Genomic DNA, 15,680 nt, shown 5'->3' with positions numbered 1-15,680 from the left:
GGAACTTGACTGGACAAATCTTAAAAGTCCATTCATTTACGATAAGCTAAAATCGCTTTTTTGACAAGAATATACTAAGGGAGGAATATCCTTTTGGATACTGGAACTCACGTGGTAATGGGTATAGCTTTGGGAGGTCTTGCAACACTTGATCCAGTAGTCGCTGGCAGTCATGCAACCGCAACAAGTGTGTTAATCGGCACAATTGCAGGCTCCCAAATACCAGATATTGACACTGTATTAAAACTTAGAAACAATGCAATTTATATTCGAAATCATCGTGGAGTCACACATTCTATACCGGCAGTTATTTTATGGCCTTTGCTAATTATTGCGGTGGTCTATCCGTTTTTTACCGGTGCAAACTTATTACATTTATGGGCTTGGACTTTTGCTGCTGTATTCATACATGTATTTGTTGATATTTTTAATGCCTATGGGACGCAAGCACTTAGACCTTTTTCCTCTAAATGGGTAGCGCTTGGTGTAATTAATACATTTGATCCCATCATTTTCGCAATTCATATTATCGGGATCTTTCTCTGGATATTTGGAGCAAAACCGGGAGTTACCTTTTTAATAATGTATGCTGTCATTATTGCATATTACCTTAGAAGGTATATGGCTAAGAATAAAGTTTTGTGCGAAGTAAAAAAAATAATCCCTGATGCTACGGAAGTCATTATTGCGCCAACCATGAGGTTTCATCAATGGAGGATTGCTGCAATGAACAAAGAGCATTTTTTTGTAGGGAGAGCTGTAAATAATGAAGTGCAGATACTTGACCAATTTATTCGTATCCCAGTTCCTAATACACCTGTAATTGAAGCAGCTAAAAAGGATACAAATCTTTCAGCATTTTTGTCATTTTCCCCCGTCTATCGATGGGAAGTTGATGAATATAATGATTTTTATGAAGTTCGCTTTATTGATTTACGGTATAGAAGTAATGGTCACTACCCGTTTGTCGCTGTTGTTCAATTAGATTGCGATTTAAAGCCAATCAGCTCATATACTGGATGGGTGTTTAGCGAGAAGAAGTTACGAAAGAAATTAAGTATTATTCCAAGTTAAGAAGGGCTTTCATGAGCCCTTCTTTTCATTATTGAGTCAAAAACTTTTTATATTTTGGGTTTGTTGCGACAAACTCATGAAGCTTGTCACCATAATTGGAAATCCACTGTGTAACAATCTGCTCTGCCATTTCACTGCCCTTATATTCCCAGCCTGCTTTTGCATACGTCGTTTCAAAATCATCCCATAGTAATTCGACCCAAGTTCGAGCCTGTTCATAGCTCAACTGTCCGTTTTTCTCCATTAACATCTTAATTAATCTGTCATGGTATTCCTTCATAAACAACCCCCCAAAACCATTTTCTTATAACATAACCTTCAATCAATTAGCCATACTAATAGTACGTGGTTGGCACGTAGTAAATGGTGCTTTTCACGTTTTTCTCATTCCCTATATGGAGGTACAGCATGAGAAATAAAGCGACGAATTTTCCAAACCAAAATAATAACAAACTTGAGGGTGAACCGCGGGCAAAAGCAGAATTTGCTTCCACAAGAGCGGATGGCAGCATCAATACTCACCCACAAGAACGTATGCGGGCTTCAGGAGAACGTGATGACGAATCCCCACAAGCTGTTTGGAAATAGTATCGCAGCTTTAGCCCTTGACAATGCTTAAAGTTTACCTGACAAGCCAGAGGTTTCCTCTGGTTTGTCTTTTAGCTTTCGCTTATCCATTACTTTAAAGGCGTTAATACTGAGATAGGCAGTGCTTCCTCTTTCCCATCACCTTTTAAACGGTAGCCCCAGGCAAAAACACCGTTCATATAGTCAATTTTAAAATATTGGCCAGGGTCCCCTTCAATTTGATAAATATCACCAGGCTTAAACGAATCAGGATTAAGTAAATAGGCTCTGGCCATTTGCACTTTTCTTTCCAGGACAGCGAATTCGTTCACCATTCCCATTTGTTCCGCTTTCCTCGCTTTTTCTTTAAGATCCGCGATTTCCTGTCTTAATTCATGTTCAGTCATCTCACTGTAACGTCTCTCTTGTTGATACATTTCCCTTCACTCTCCTATTATGATTTTTAAAAAGCTTATATCAGTTGAAAGTGACATTATAGGTTTATCTTACCAATCTATAAACTTCCACAAGCACGCTGTCACGTATTCTCCTCTTTCTCCGCCAAATAGCGCTCAATTAAATCCATACTAAAACCTTTACGGTACAACGCCTGCTTCATCTTTTGCTGATACTCATATCCTTCGAGCTGTGCGAACTTTCTATGGGCTTTCTCGCCTTGAAATCTAACAGCTTCCATTTCTTTATCATCTTGTTTTGGTACATCTGATTCATTCACCGCAATGTTAATGACTTCATAGGTGTATCCTTTTCTTTGGAGTAATTGCTCAAGCTTTTGTTTTTTGATCTTTGAAGATTCCTTCGAATTTTTCTGATAAAATTTTTCCGCTATTTTCTCTGCCTTTTCAATTTGCTGCTCTAACATAAATTCATCCATGGCCTCAAGCAAAATCCCATCTGGAATTCCTTTTTCTTTTAATTCCATTTTTATAACATTTGGTCCCTTATCTGTCGTATTTGCCTGGGTCCTTACAAAAGCTAAGGCATATTCCTGATTATTGATATATCTCTGCTCCGTTAATTTATAAATAACCTCTTTAATAATAGGCTCGTCCACTTCTTTTTGGGCAAGGTAATCTTCAATCTCTTTTTCTGACCTCATTCTTCTAGAAAGATAATTCACAGCCAAATTGTAAGCCTTGCGGATGTCATCTTGGTATTGAATTTCTAAGAAGGAAAAGTCATCAAGCACCATTCCCTTTTTCAATTGAAATTTGATTAAAACATCACTATCGACACTAAATGCAAATTCCTCACCTTTACCCTTGCCATAATCCATAAAAATATTAAAACGGTCTTGGTTCTTCTGCTGCGTGGTGATTTTTGTAATAATGGCCATATCCTTCACCTCAAAATTACTTTACCATACGGATGAATCTTTTTTTAAAATATATTGCAAAAAACCGTATCATTTTTTTGGAAAAGGTAAAAATGGAAATAAGTACATATTTGTTTACCACAATGGTTTATAAGTTTTAACTAAAAAAATGTTGAAAGGGATGAGCTAAATGGGTGAAAAGAAGAAGAAGGACAGCAGAGGCGGAGGAAAATACTCTTTAACAAGCATGCAAGAGGTTCGCTATCAGCGTGATTTTAAGATGGCTGACCGTGCGGCTGGTTTTACAGACAAAAAGACTCGTATTTAAAAACATACAGTGCTTTGTTTTAAAATTTTCCATTAATGGACTCCTTTCAGACTGTAAAAACTAACATTGAGAGCAATTACAGCTCTTATAAGTTAAATTTGAAAGGGGTTTTTTTTCATGGGCCGAACACACGGACAAAAGAGCAATAATAAAGCGTCACTTCCACAAGTTCCTAAAAATTTAAAAACAGATGGGCAAGATGTTGAGTATTCAGCTGAACTAGCTGATCAGGCAGACCTTGAGGCTCAAGCACGTGCCAATGCTGCAAACCAGCGTGTAAAAAATCGAAATAGAAAATAATTTTGATTTAAATAATAAGAAGCAGGGGGTACCCTGCTTCTTATATTAAATCATTTTTTTGATACTATGGATTGAAAATCTTCCGTATAACCAACCAGGTCTCCCCATCCCATCAAATCCTCATCTGATATCTTCCATGTATGATTTTCGGAGTTTTGCCGTATAACAGTAAAATCATAGCGATCACTTGAATAAACATTAAATCCTTCTTTTTTGCAATAATCAATAAAAAAGTAATCCTCAGCACGATTTACTTTTTCAAATCGCACAAAATAAAACACATTTTTTCTAAATATCAAGGTTGCACCGGCTACCGTATCAGATATACCATTTTCAGTTCCCTGGACATGAATCAATGCATTTTTATTCTTAAAGTAAATAAAAATAGAGCTTTTACCGATTATCGATATATTTTTGTCTTCAAAAATAGACATTGCATTTGTAATGTAATTAGGTCCATAATAATCATCATCGTCAAATTTAGCTATAATATCATAGTTAGATTTCAAAACTCCAAAATTCAAACAATCTCCTAAAGCTGCCTTTTCATGCAATTGATAAACTCGAACATTTGGGTATCCTTTTGCCTTATTAATCCAACGATCAATATCCATAGAATCTTTATTCAAAATAACAATTAATTCTTTTTCCTTCCAGGTTTGCTGCTGGTAATTCTTAAAAACATTATCCATGCAATCCTCTCTTATTGTACAAGTAATAATAGAGACCACTCATTTCACTCCTCTCTTATGATTTATAAACCTTTTTTAGAAATTCTGTTAAATTCGGATATTTTTTTAATTTTTTTATTTGTTTAATATCTTTTTGAAACTCTTTTCTTTCTTGTGTGCTAAATCCTGCCGCACCTAAGAGGTTAAAATGACGAATATCCACTTCTAACATAAGAAATATGGTTTCTAGTATATAAATAAATTTGTCTGAAAAACTTTCATATTTGTCTGGATTGGATGTAAGAAGCGATTTATACTCTTTTAAAATATTGTTCATCGTGACTAGGTCTGCCATTCTAGCCAGCTCTATACATAAAATCAGCACATCAATATCACGGTGCTTTAAAGCAAAAAGACCGAAGTTCCCAACAGCTTCTTTCCATTTTCTTTCCTCAACAGGATGCTCCTGATGGTAAGTGACCATCTTATTGCTGATTAAATACTTTGCACCCATTTTATATAATCGGTAGCCTAATTCCCAATCCTCATAGCCATAATGGAAAAACTCATCATCAAACAATCCAGCTTCCATAATAAACTCTTTACGCATAGAAAGATTCCCAGTTAGAAAAGCCATCCATGGGAACGAGAATCCTTCCATTAGTTCATTAAAATTAGTAGTAATCTGCTCGAACCATGGATAGGCATTAAACGATAATACTTTAAATGTACCAGTTTCAATGTCCTTTTTATCAAGCAAGGGGAATGGTTTATTAAGCGGGAATTGACATTTATTCAATCTCTGATAAAACTGTTGATTATTTTTGGCTAGTTTACCGAGCTTGTTTATTTGCTCCTGAGAGAAGGAGGAGAAAATGCAGGAGTATAATGCTTTGGAATACATAGCACCTGACACAATAACATTTTTAGAATCTAGGTGATAATTATAGTGATTTTCAACAAAATCAGGCTCCGTAATCATTTCCGCATCAAGGAAAATAATAATGTTCCCCCTTGCCGATTGGACACCTAAATTTCTGACCCTTGCTCTCCCTAGTTTTTGGGTACTGTGAATGTATTGAAAATGATAGGGGGGATGGTAATTTTTCAGTCGTTCGTCAGTTTGATCTGTTGAGGCATCATTTATAAAGATTACTTCCATTTTCTTTGGGTTAAAGGATTGATACTCGAGTGAGTAGAGGGAATATAAGTTTAATGGATACTTATTTTGCGATGGAATAATAATACTGACTTCAATCTCATGATTCGTATTGGCTGACATAGTACATTTCTTCACTTCCTTTTTGTCAAACTTGTCCATTTGATCTTTATAGAATATGAATGCCATTTGTATCTGACTAAACTATTACCTATTTTAATGGATTCGATTTACTTTTTATAAAAGGGTGAGAGAATATAAGACACAAAAAAAGAGCTTGGAGGCTCTTTTTGTTTATGATCATATTGTTTTTATAAAGCTAATTTTGCCAATTTAGATTCACTGTCATAATCCCCTAATATTGGATAATATAACAGTTCTCCATTTTGATGAAAAAGGTTTTCAATCTCATCCTTAACCGCCTTGACAATGAACATTCCTTCTTCAACATGTTCTATTATATTAATTGAGTAATTATTTACATTTTTCAAAAGGCTGCTAATTAGCCAGGTTTCTTCCTGCTGAATCAGTTCCTGCGAACCAGCATTTATTTCTTTAGTTGGTGTTAAACCTTGGGTTACAGGACGGTTTTGACATACGTAGACTAGGTCTTCAATAACTGCACTTGCTGTTGGAAACATCCCTGCGCCTGGCCCTTGAAGTGTGATTTGTCCAACGATATCCGAATAAATATTTACTGCATTCTGAACCCCTTCTACATGATATAAAGGGTGCTCCTTTCCAACAAGAACTGGTTTAACAGATGCAGTCAGTTGATTGCCTGATTTTCTTATAATAGCAATATGTTTAAATCTTAGTCCAAGTCTTTCAGCTGTGTCGATTAGTTTACTTGTTATCGAAGTTATTCCCGCCCGTTCCACATCATGCCAATTGGGTTCCTCCCCAAAGGCAAGTCTGCTAAGAATCATTGCTTTATAGAATGCATCGAAACCTTCCACGTCATTAGTTGGGTCTGCCTCCGCAAAGCCGTTTTCTTGTGCTGCTCGTAAAGCCTCTGCAAATGAAAGCTTCTTCTCCCGCATTTCAGTTAAAATAAAGTTAGATGTTCCATTTAAAATTCCTTGAACCTGCTGAACTCGATTTACATTTAATAATTGTCTCAATGTTTGAATTACTGGTATCCCACCAGCTACTGTTGCTTCATATCCAACCGAGACATTATGCTTTTTAGCAAGTTCAAGAAGCTCCTGTCCATGGTGGGCAAACATTTCCTTGTTTGCTGTAATGATATGACAGCCTCGCTGAATGGCTTTCTTTAAAAAAGAGTAGGTTGGATCCTTATCAACTATGGCTTCAACAACTACATCAAGCTGTGGGAGATTTAGAATATCTGTAAAGTCTGTCGTAACAATAACTTCTTTATTAATATCTCTTTCCTTCTGCTTATTTCTGATTAGAACGGCAGCCACCTCTACCTTTCTGCCTAAAACAGCTTTCAATTCTTCTTCATGAGATTGAATGGTCCGATAAAATCCCTCACCCACAGTCCCAAAACCGAGAATTGCCACTTTAATTACAGACATGTTGATCCACCCTTCTAAGTTTATTTCTTCATAATTTTTCTAAAAAATATGCTGTGTTAAACTTGTATGTTGATTTCCTCTCCAGGCGCTCGCTTTCCGCGGGCGTGCCGGGGAGCCTCCTCGGCCCCGTACTCCCGCAGGAGTCTCGCACCTTCCGCTCCAATCAACATAGTTCCTAAATCACAGTCCAAAAATAAGAAAAGCCCTCTTCATAAGAAGAGGGCGGATTCCTCCTCTTATCTTTCAGGTAAAATAACCTGCAGGAATTAGCACCTTTTCAAGGATCACCTTGAAGGTTGCCGGGCTTCATCGGGCCTAGTCCCTCCGCCTCTCTGGATAAGAGTTATATTTTATTTTTCATATAATTCCAAGTTAAGTATAAAAAGTATTGTAATTTAATTATTTGTAAATGTCAATATATTCTTAATAAGATAAAACGATAGATGAGATGTTTTCTACTTTATTAATATTCAATCTAATTTAAAGTCTTATGAATAAACAAAAGCCCGCCACTTGGCGAGCCTGAAATTGTCTTATCTTTGAAGTTTACCTTCTGCAAGTTTTATTTGGTACTCTACCTGTTCTGGAGCAGTGCCGCCGAAACTGTTTCTAACTGCAACAACATGCTCTGGAGCCAATACCTCATAAATATCATCTTCAAACAAAGGACTGAAACCCTGATATTCTTCGAAACTTAAATCAAGTAAAAACTTATTTGATTGAATGGCATATAAAACTATTTTCCCAATGACTTCATGAGCATCACGGAATGGCAAACCCTTTCTAACTAGATAGTCAGCAATATCCGTTGCGTTAGAAAAATCATTATTGATAGCTTTTCGCATCACATCTTTATTCACTGTCATCGTTTCGATCATTGGGGCTAAAAGCTTCAAAGAACCCTCGAGTGTCTCAACCGTATCAAACATACCTTCTTTATCTTCTTGCAGGTCTTTATTATAAGCTAGTGGCAAGCCTTTAAGAACCGTTAATAATCCAATCAGGTTCCCATAGGTCCTTCCTGTTTTACCACGCAGTAATTCTGGTACATCTGGGTTTTTCTTTTGTGGCATAATACTGGAACCTGTACAGAAAGAATCATCAAGTTCAACAAACTGGAACTCCTGACTTGACCAAATGACCAATTCCTCAGAAAATCTAGAAATATGTGTCATAATAATAGACCCGATCGATAAAAATTCCATTATAAAGTCGCGGTCACTCACCGCATCCATACTATTCGGATAAATTGTTTCAAAACCTAAAATTTCAGCTACTCGCTCACGGTTGATTGGAAAAGTTGTTCCTGCCAGTGCACCAGAGCCAAGCGGCAGCCAATTAACCCTTTTTAGTGAATCGATGAGTCTTTCTTTATCACGTTCAAACATCCAAAAGTAGGCCATTAGGTGATGGGCAAAGGATACTGGCTGAGCTCGCTGCAAATGGGTGTAACCAGGAATTAAGGTATGAATGTGCTCTTTTGCCTGCCCAATTAATGCCTGCTGGACATCCTCAATTAATTTAATCAGTTCAGTTGTTTTGGTTCTTAAGTAAAGATGCATATCAGTTGCCACTTGGTCATTACGGCTTCTTCCTGTATGAAGTTTTCCTCCGACAGGACCAATTTTTTCAATTAAAAGCTTTTCAATATTCATATGAATATCTTCATCTTCAACTAAAAACTCAACCTCGTTAGCATCCACCATTTTTTTAATAGCTAAAAGGCCATCCTTTATTTTATCGGCATCCTCCGTCGGAATAATTCCGCATTCTCCCAGCATTTGAACATGTGCCAGACTGCCGGCAATATCTTCTTTCGCTAACTTTTGATCAAAGGAGATCGATGCTGTAAATTCCTCCACGAGTTTATTGGTTTCTTTCGTAAAACGACCGCCCCATAACTTTGACATTACTCTGTTCCTCCTAAATAAGAAAAGCGCAAGCGCCTTGGTCAGCCCCGACAAGCACAAGACAAGCCGGCCGAAAGGTTGCCTTTTAACCTTTTGGACGGATTGTCTTGTGACCTCGAGGGGCTAGGCGCTGGAGCTAGACAATTCTCAAAGTCAATTTCTATACTTTCTTATCTACAATAAAGAAGACAGCCCCCGAAAATTGGATTCGAGGGCAATCCGGATTTATTTTAAAATCGTTTCTTTGTTATTCACTTCAGAATAAACTTTGGTTGGCAGCCCCCATAGCTTAATAAAGCCAACAGCGGCATTATGATCAAAAGCATCACCTTTTGCATAGGTAGCTAATTCTTCATTGTAAAGGCTGTGTGGTGATTTTCTTCCAACCACTGTATGAGTTCCTTTAAACAACTTAACACGGATTGTACCAGAAACTACCTTTTGTGTCTCATCGATAAAAGCATCAAGTGCTGGTTTAATCGGTGAGTACCAAAGACCTTCATAAATAATCTTCGCCATTTGCTGTTCAACCTGTGTCTTGAATTGAGTAACTTCACGGGTTAGAGTTAAAAACTCTAATTCCTTATGAGCATTAATTAAAATTAACGCTGCAGGGTTTTCATATACTTCTCTAGATTTAATTCCTACTAATCTATTTTCAATATGGTCGATACGGCCAACTCCATGCTTACCGCCAAGTGTATTAAGTGTTTCAATAAGCTGAACAAGTGGAAGCTTTTCTCCGTTCAGAGCAACTGGAACACCTTGTTCAAATTCGATTTCAATATATTCAGGTACATCTGGTGTTAATTCAATTGGATTCGTCCAGTCAAATGCAGCTTCTGGTGCTTCTGCCCATGGGTCTTCAAGAACACCGGCCTCACAAGCACGTCCCCAGATATTTGCATCAATAGAGAATGGATTGTCTAAATTTACTGGAATAGGAATCCCATTTTCTTCTGCGTATTTAATTTCCTCGTCACGGGTCATTCCCCACTCACGAACAGGTGCAACCACTTTTAAACTAGGATTTAATGCTTGAATGGAAACCTCAAAGCGAACCTGGTCATTTCCTTTACCTGTACAGCCGTGGGCAACAGCCGTTGCTCCTTCTTTTTCCGCAACTTCTACTAATAATTTAGAAATAAGAGGTCTTGATAGGGCTGAAGATAACGGGTACTTACCTTCATATAAACAATTAGCCTTTAAAGCTGGTAAAATATATTCTTTTGCTAGCAATTCTTTTGCATCTATCATATACGCTTTCGAAGCGCCAACTTTTAATGCTTTATTTTTAATAGCTTCTAAGTCTTTTCCTTCACCAACATCTAAACCTAACGCAATAACATCATAACCGTACTTTTCTTGGATCCATTTCACTGATACCGATGTATCTAAACCGCCTGAGTATGCTAATACAATCTTTTCCTTAGTCATATCTATTTTAACTCTCCTTGAACAATTATATGGATTTTTATTCATTTGATAGAATGATTATACAACATATCTCATAAAAAAGGAACCCATTATGATAGTAAAAGTTTTAAAATTGCTTTTTGAGCATGTAAACGGTTTTCAGCTTCATCGAATACAACTGAATGCGGCCCATCGATAATCTCACTAGTTACTTCTTCCCCACGGTGTGCCGGTAAACAATGTAAAAAGATAAAATCTTTATTCGCATGACTGCATAATTCCTCATTTACTTGGAAACCTTGAAATGCCTTTAAGCGTATAGCAGTTTCTTCTTCCTGCCCCATGCTGGTCCAAACATCTGTGACAACAACATCGGCATTCTTTATCGCTTCATAAGGATCAGTTGTGATGGTAACCGTACTTCCCGTTTCCATTCCTGCTTGTGCTGCCCTTTTCGTAATTTCTTCATTAGGCATATACCCCGATGGGCTGGCAATACTGATGTCCATTCCGACCTTTGCGGCCCCTTCCATTAAAGAGTGGGCCATATTATTATTGCCGTCCCCAATATAGCAAAGCTTTAAGCCAGCCAACTTTCCTTTATGCTCAAGGATCGTTAGTAAGTCTGCAAGCACCTGGGTCGGGTGCTGCAGGTCTGTTAATCCATTAATGACAGGAACTGTTGCATGAGAGGCTAACTCCTCAACCGACTCATGCGAAAAGGTACGAATCATGATTCCATCAATATAGCGGGACAAAACCTTAGCGGTATCTGAAATACTTTCGCCACGGCCGAGCTGAATGTCCTTTGAACTCAAGAAAATCGCATGCCCTCCTAGCTGGAGCATCCCCACTTCAAAGGAAACTCTTGTACGTGTAGAGGACTTTTCAAATATCATCCCTAATACTTTTCCGCTTAAGAATGAATGAGGTTTACCTTGTTTTTGTAATTTTTTTAATTCCACTGCTTCATTAAGCAGATAAAGGATTTGATCGGTACTATAATCGGCTAGCTGCAAAAAATTCATACCCTTAAATGTTTGTTTGCTGCCGATGCTTTTTCCGTCCGTATTAATTGCTTCTAACATGAACGGCACCTTCTTTCTCATAATTGTAATACTCGCTAACCGTTCGTACTTCGTATTCAGCCCCAAGCTTCTTTTGCACACCTAATGTTGTTTCAATTGTATCTAGATGTGTAAACACAGGTACTTTATAGCGGACTGCATACTCACGTATTTGGAAACCAAATTTGTTTTTATTACGACCTTGGTTCGGTATATTAATAACAGCCTGAATCGGCTTATTTCGGAAAATATCACTTAAATCATTTTCATCTTGAACCACTAAATCTATATCAAAGCCATTTGACTTCAGAAACAGAGCCGTTCCTTCTGTGGCTGCAAGCTTGTAATCTTCGTTTACCAATTCCTTTAAAATGGCAAGACTATCAGTTTTTTCTCTGTCCGAAATCGAGCAAAGGAGATAACTTTCTTCTTTGACTCCATTGATTAAAGGTACAGATTTTTGCAGGGCTGCCTGAAAAGTAGTTCCGATTCCAAGTGCCTCGCCTGTTGACTTCATTTCAGGTCCGAGTACATGATCGACTCCCTTAAGCTTACTTGACGAAAATACAGGTGCTTTAACGGCAAAGTAACCAGGTTCTGATAATAATCCTAGATCTTGGCTTAACTCTGAAAGTGAATCACCTAATTGAACATTAGTTGCCCACTCGATCATTGGAACCCCAGTGACTTTACTAATAATCGGCACTGTTCTTGATGAGCGTGGATTTACTTCAAGCACATAAACTGTCTCATCATAAATAACAAACTGGATATTCATGATGCCCACAACTGGTGCTGACTTTGCGATTCTGCCTGCATAATCAATTAATGTTTCTTTTACTTTGTTAGTAAGTGAAATAGGTGGAAATACCGTGATACTGTCACCGGAATGAACCCCTGCTTTTTCGATATGTTCAAAAATCCCAGGAACTACAATCTGATTTCCATCACTAATGACATCCACTTCACACTCTTGACCTGGTAAAAACTTATCTACTAATAACGGCCACATCTCTGCATGTGAATTTCCCTCAAGCTGGGCAATATATTGTGACAATTCTTCTTCTGAAAAAATGGTAAACATCGATTGACCGCCAATAACATACGATGGACGGACAAGCACCGGGTAACCTAAGACTGATGCTGCTTTGAACAGTTCTTCTGGATGAGAGACAGTTTTCCCTTCAATATGTGGAATAGCTAATTCATCTAGAAGTTGATAAAATTCCTTTCGATCCTCTAAACGATCCACATTCTTAACTGTTGTCCCTAAGATCTTGATTCCTTCTTCTTCTAAATCATGAGCTAGATTAATCGCAGTTTGACCGCCAAACTGGATTAACACGCCATCCACTTTTTCTTTTTCAATTACATGTAAGACATCTTCAGCTGCGAGCGGTTCAAAATACAAGCTGTCGGCAACCGAATAGTCCGTACTTACTGTTTCTGGGTTGTTATTAATTACGACGGCTGCAAAACCTTTTTTCTTGAGAGCTTTAGCCGCGTGAACAGAGCAATAATCAAATTCGATTCCTTGCCCGATACGAATCGGACCAGAACCAATAACAAGAATCTTTTTCTTATCTGTGATGTCTACCTCATCACTGCCATGCCAAGTGGAATAATAGTATGGTGTCACGGCATCAAATTCTGCAGAACAAGTATCTACCATTTTGTAGCCAGGCTTCCACCCAAGCTCTTTCCACTTGTCTCTTACTTGTTTTTCAGGGATTTGAAAGATTTGTGCTAATAATTTGTCAGCTACATTGTTTCGTTTGGCTTTTTTAAGCAGGTCGATTGGAACAGTCATCCATTGATAGGAAGCTAGTTCCTTTTCTAACGCAACGATTGAGCTAATTTTGTGTAAAAACCAGAGGTCAACTTCAGTTAGTTCTTGTATTTTTTGAAGAGTGATGCCTCTTCTAAATGCTTCGGCAATGACAAATAGCCGCTTGTCATTTGCTGTTTTAAGAAGATCAAACAACGAGGACTCATCTAATGACTCATTAGCTGTTTGACAGAGACCGTAAACATTCATTTCCATAGAACGGATGGCTTTGTTTAAAGCCCCTTCAAACGTTCGGTCAATTGCCATAACTTCCCCAGTTGCTTTCATTTGTGTTCCTAGTGTCCGGTCTGCTTCAGGGAATTTATCAAATGGAAAGCGAGGCAGTTTCACCACAATATAATCAATCGCAGGCTCAAAAGAAGCAAATGTATTACCTGTTATCGGGTTCACAATCTCATCAAGATGATAACCAATTGCACACTTTGCTGCCATTCTTGCGATCGGATATCCAGTTGCCTTTGAAGCAAGCGCCGATGAACGGCTTACCCTTGGATTTACCTCGATAATATAGTATTGATTGGATTCAGGATTTAGTGCTAACTGGATATTGCATCCGCCGATAATCTCTAATTCTCTTATTACTTTTATCGAAACGTCACGAAGCATTTGATATTGTACATCTGTTAATGTTTGTGAAGGAGCAACAACGATGGAATCACCTGTATGAACACCAACAGGATCCATATTTTCCATATTACAAACAATAATGCACGTATCATTTGCATCTCTCATGACCTCATATTCAATTTCCTTCCAGCCTTTAATGCTTTTTTCGACTAAGACTTGATGAATAGGGCTAGCTGCTAAACCTTTTTTTAGCACAATTTCGAGTTCCTCATCGTTATAGGCAAAGCCTCCTCCCTCCCCACCAAGGGTATAAGCAGGACGGATAATGACAGGGAACCCAATTTTTCGAACAAACTGAACTCCTTCTTCATAAGTGTGAATGATCTCAGATTCTGGGACTGGTTCACCAATTTTTAGCATGAGGTTACGGAACTTCTCACGGTCCTCACCATTTTTAATGGATGCCACAGAAGTCCCTAATAATTGCACATTATATTTATCTAAGATTTTTTGTTCAAAGAGCTGGACGGTTAAATTTAATCCTGTTTGACCGCCAAGTGTACCAATTACACCATCTGGCTGCTCTTTTTGGATGATTTTCTCAATCGTTTCTACATTTAATGGCTCAATGTATACTCTATCTGCAACTGCTTCATCTGTCATAATAGTAGCTGGATTATTATTAATGAGAACAACTTCAATTCCCTCTTCTTTTAAGGCGATACACGCCTGTGTGCCGGCATAGTCAAATTCTGCTGCCTGCCCTATCACAATTGGTCCTGAACCAATAACGAGTACTTTTTTTAGATTTTTATTTAACGGCATAAATGTTCTCTCCCAATGATGCGATCTGACTCACAAAATCTTTAAAAATATATTCCGTGTCGCTTGGACCAGGATGTGCTTCCGGATGAAATTGAACGGTTTGAATTGGATACAATTTATGTTGCAGCCCTTCAATCGACTGGTCATTTATATTTCGGTAGGTAACATTAAATACCTTTTGATCAATACTGTCGTCTAGCACAACATAGCTATGATTTTGTGCAGTTATTTTCACCTTTCCAGTGGTTAGTTCCTTAACCGGATGGTTTCCGCCTCGATGCCCGTAAGCAAGTTTTGTAGTTTTTGCCCCATATGACAATGCAATTAACTGATGCCCCAGGCAAATTCCTAGCGTTGGGAAGGCCTGTGTTATTTTTTTAATTTCCGGGAACCATGCTTTTAATTGCATTGGATCTCCAGGTCCATTACTTAATAAAATCCCATCTGGATTTAAAGATTTAATTTTCTCGAATGTAGTTGTGTAAGGAACAATGGTTACAGAACAGTTTTCCTCTAAAAGGGCATGAAGGATGGACTTCTTATATCCAAAATCCATTAGTACCACATGAGGACCATTATTCTTGAAATATTGAATCTTTTTAGTAGATACCTTATCCACCCACATCGTTACTTTTTGATCGCTAGGCAGATTGTTTCCCTTTTCTTTACCTAGATAGCCTTTTACTGTCCCACGGCTTCGTATGGTTTTGACAAGCCGTCTTGTATCTACCTCTGCAATCCCAGGAACTCCTGCACTTTTTAGCTTTTCTGAAAATTTATTTATAGATTGATAATGACTTGGCTCTTCACATAAATCACCAATAACAACTCCCGCTAATGCTGGAGTAATACTTTCATCATCTAATGCATTGGTTCCATAGTTTCCAATAATCGGATAGCAGAAAGTGATTATTTGCCCTGCATAGGATGGATCTGTGATGATTTCCTGATAACCAGTCATACTTGTATTAAAAACGACTTCTCCGAGAGAATCTTTTTCTGCACCTATCAATACACCTTCAAATACTTCTCCGGTTTCCAAAGTAAGATAACCTTTTTCCAAAATA

15 protein-coding genes and 1 riboswitch are annotated in these 15,680 nt (G+C 37.8%); of the genes, 4 read left to right on the top strand and 11 right to left on the bottom strand.

The window, feature by feature from the left end; translation table 11 throughout:
- The first annotated feature begins 93 nt into the window (after nucleotides 1-93).
- Nucleotides 94-1,074: a metal-dependent hydrolase gene (locus CVD27_RS09130; protein ID WP_101647587.1), complete on the top strand. Its 981-nt coding sequence runs from the start codon at nucleotides 94-96 to the stop codon at nucleotides 1,072-1,074.
- Nucleotides 1,075-1,102: 28 nt separating this feature from the next.
- Here CVD27_RS09130 and CVD27_RS09125 read toward each other — a convergent pair whose 3' ends face one another.
- Entirely contained in the window at nucleotides 1,103-1,354 is a 252-nt protein-coding gene (locus CVD27_RS09125; protein ID WP_101647586.1) for a YfhJ family protein, read from the bottom strand.
- 128 nt (nucleotides 1,355-1,482) lie between these two features.
- On the opposite strand from CVD27_RS09125, the gene CVD27_RS09120 reads away from it, so the two are divergent.
- A complete protein-coding gene (locus CVD27_RS09120) occupies nucleotides 1,483-1,662 on the top strand; it encodes a small, acid-soluble spore protein K (protein WP_101647585.1) in 180 nt (59 codons plus the stop codon).
- Nucleotides 1,663-1,751: 89 nt separating this feature from the next.
- Here CVD27_RS09120 and CVD27_RS09115 read toward each other — a convergent pair whose 3' ends face one another.
- Both CVD27_RS09115 and recX read right to left on the bottom strand, forming a co-directional pair.
- Complete coding sequence (locus CVD27_RS09115; protein WP_101647584.1) at nucleotides 1,752-2,078, bottom strand: YfhH family protein; 327 nt, start codon at nucleotides 2,076-2,078, stop codon at nucleotides 1,752-1,754.
- A 101-nt stretch (nucleotides 2,079-2,179) separates the two neighbouring features.
- A complete protein-coding gene (gene recX, locus CVD27_RS09110) occupies nucleotides 2,180-2,998 on the bottom strand; it encodes a recombination regulator RecX (RefSeq protein ID WP_101647583.1) in 819 nt (272 codons plus the stop codon).
- 169 nt (nucleotides 2,999-3,167) lie between these two features.
- Between recX and CVD27_RS09105 the strand changes: the two genes are divergently transcribed.
- Entirely contained in the window at nucleotides 3,168-3,305 is a 138-nt protein-coding gene (locus tag CVD27_RS09105; RefSeq protein ID WP_098527985.1) for a YfhE family protein, read from the top strand.
- A gap of 117 nt (nucleotides 3,306-3,422) precedes the next feature.
- A complete protein-coding gene (locus tag CVD27_RS09100; RefSeq protein WP_101647582.1) occupies nucleotides 3,423-3,605 on the top strand; it encodes a YfhD family protein in 183 nt (60 codons plus the stop codon).
- A 50-nt stretch (nucleotides 3,606-3,655) separates the two neighbouring features.
- On the opposite strand, the gene CVD27_RS09095 is transcribed toward CVD27_RS09100, so the two are convergent.
- From CVD27_RS09095 to CVD27_RS09060, 8 genes are all read right to left on the bottom strand, one after another.
- A complete protein-coding gene (locus CVD27_RS09095) occupies nucleotides 3,656-4,336 on the bottom strand; it encodes a glycosyltransferase (RefSeq protein ID WP_142384082.1) in 681 nt (226 codons plus the stop codon).
- A gap of 16 nt (nucleotides 4,337-4,352) precedes the next feature.
- Nucleotides 4,353-5,597 carry a glycosyltransferase family 2 protein gene (locus tag CVD27_RS09090; RefSeq protein ID WP_180960204.1) on the bottom strand — a complete coding sequence of 415 codons (1,245 nt, stop codon included), beginning with the start codon at nucleotides 5,595-5,597 and terminating at the stop codon, nucleotides 4,353-4,355.
- 149 nt (nucleotides 5,598-5,746) lie between these two features.
- Entirely contained in the window at nucleotides 5,747-6,979 is a 1,233-nt protein-coding gene (locus tag CVD27_RS09085) for a homoserine dehydrogenase (protein ID WP_101647579.1), read from the bottom strand.
- Nucleotides 6,980-7,212: 233 nt separating this feature from the next.
- Nucleotides 7,213-7,322: riboswitch (SAM riboswitch) on the bottom strand.
- A gap of 190 nt (nucleotides 7,323-7,512) precedes the next feature.
- On the bottom strand, nucleotides 7,513-8,889 hold the full coding sequence (argH, locus tag CVD27_RS09080; RefSeq protein WP_101647578.1) for an argininosuccinate lyase: 1,377 nt from the start codon (nucleotides 8,887-8,889) through the stop codon (nucleotides 7,513-7,515).
- Between the two features lie 225 nt (nucleotides 8,890-9,114).
- Nucleotides 9,115-10,326 (bottom strand): argininosuccinate synthase, encoded by a 1,212-nt coding sequence (locus CVD27_RS09075; RefSeq protein WP_101647577.1) that lies wholly within the window; start codon nucleotides 10,324-10,326, stop codon nucleotides 9,115-9,117.
- 89 nt (nucleotides 10,327-10,415) lie between these two features.
- Nucleotides 10,416-11,333 (bottom strand): ornithine carbamoyltransferase, encoded by a 918-nt coding sequence (gene argF / locus CVD27_RS09070; RefSeq protein WP_257984306.1) that lies wholly within the window; start codon nucleotides 11,331-11,333, stop codon nucleotides 10,416-10,418.
- 43 nt (nucleotides 11,334-11,376) lie between these two features.
- Complete coding sequence (gene carB / locus CVD27_RS09065; protein ID WP_101647575.1) at nucleotides 11,377-14,613, bottom strand: carbamoyl-phosphate synthase (glutamine-hydrolyzing) large subunit; 3,237 nt, start codon at nucleotides 14,611-14,613, stop codon at nucleotides 11,377-11,379.
- Nucleotides 14,600-15,676 (bottom strand): carbamoyl phosphate synthase small subunit, encoded by a 1,077-nt coding sequence (locus CVD27_RS09060; RefSeq protein WP_101647614.1) that lies wholly within the window; start codon nucleotides 15,674-15,676, stop codon nucleotides 14,600-14,602. Before CVD27_RS09060 ends, carB begins: the two co-directional genes overlap by 14 nt.
- Between the last annotated feature and the right edge of the window lie 4 nt (nucleotides 15,677-15,680).

The organism is Neobacillus cucumis (assembly GCF_002860255.1).
Taxonomy (GTDB): Bacteria; Bacillota; Bacilli; order Bacillales; family Cytobacillaceae; genus Neobacillus; species Neobacillus cucumis_A.
This window is presented reverse-complemented; position numbering and strand designations above follow the sequence as displayed.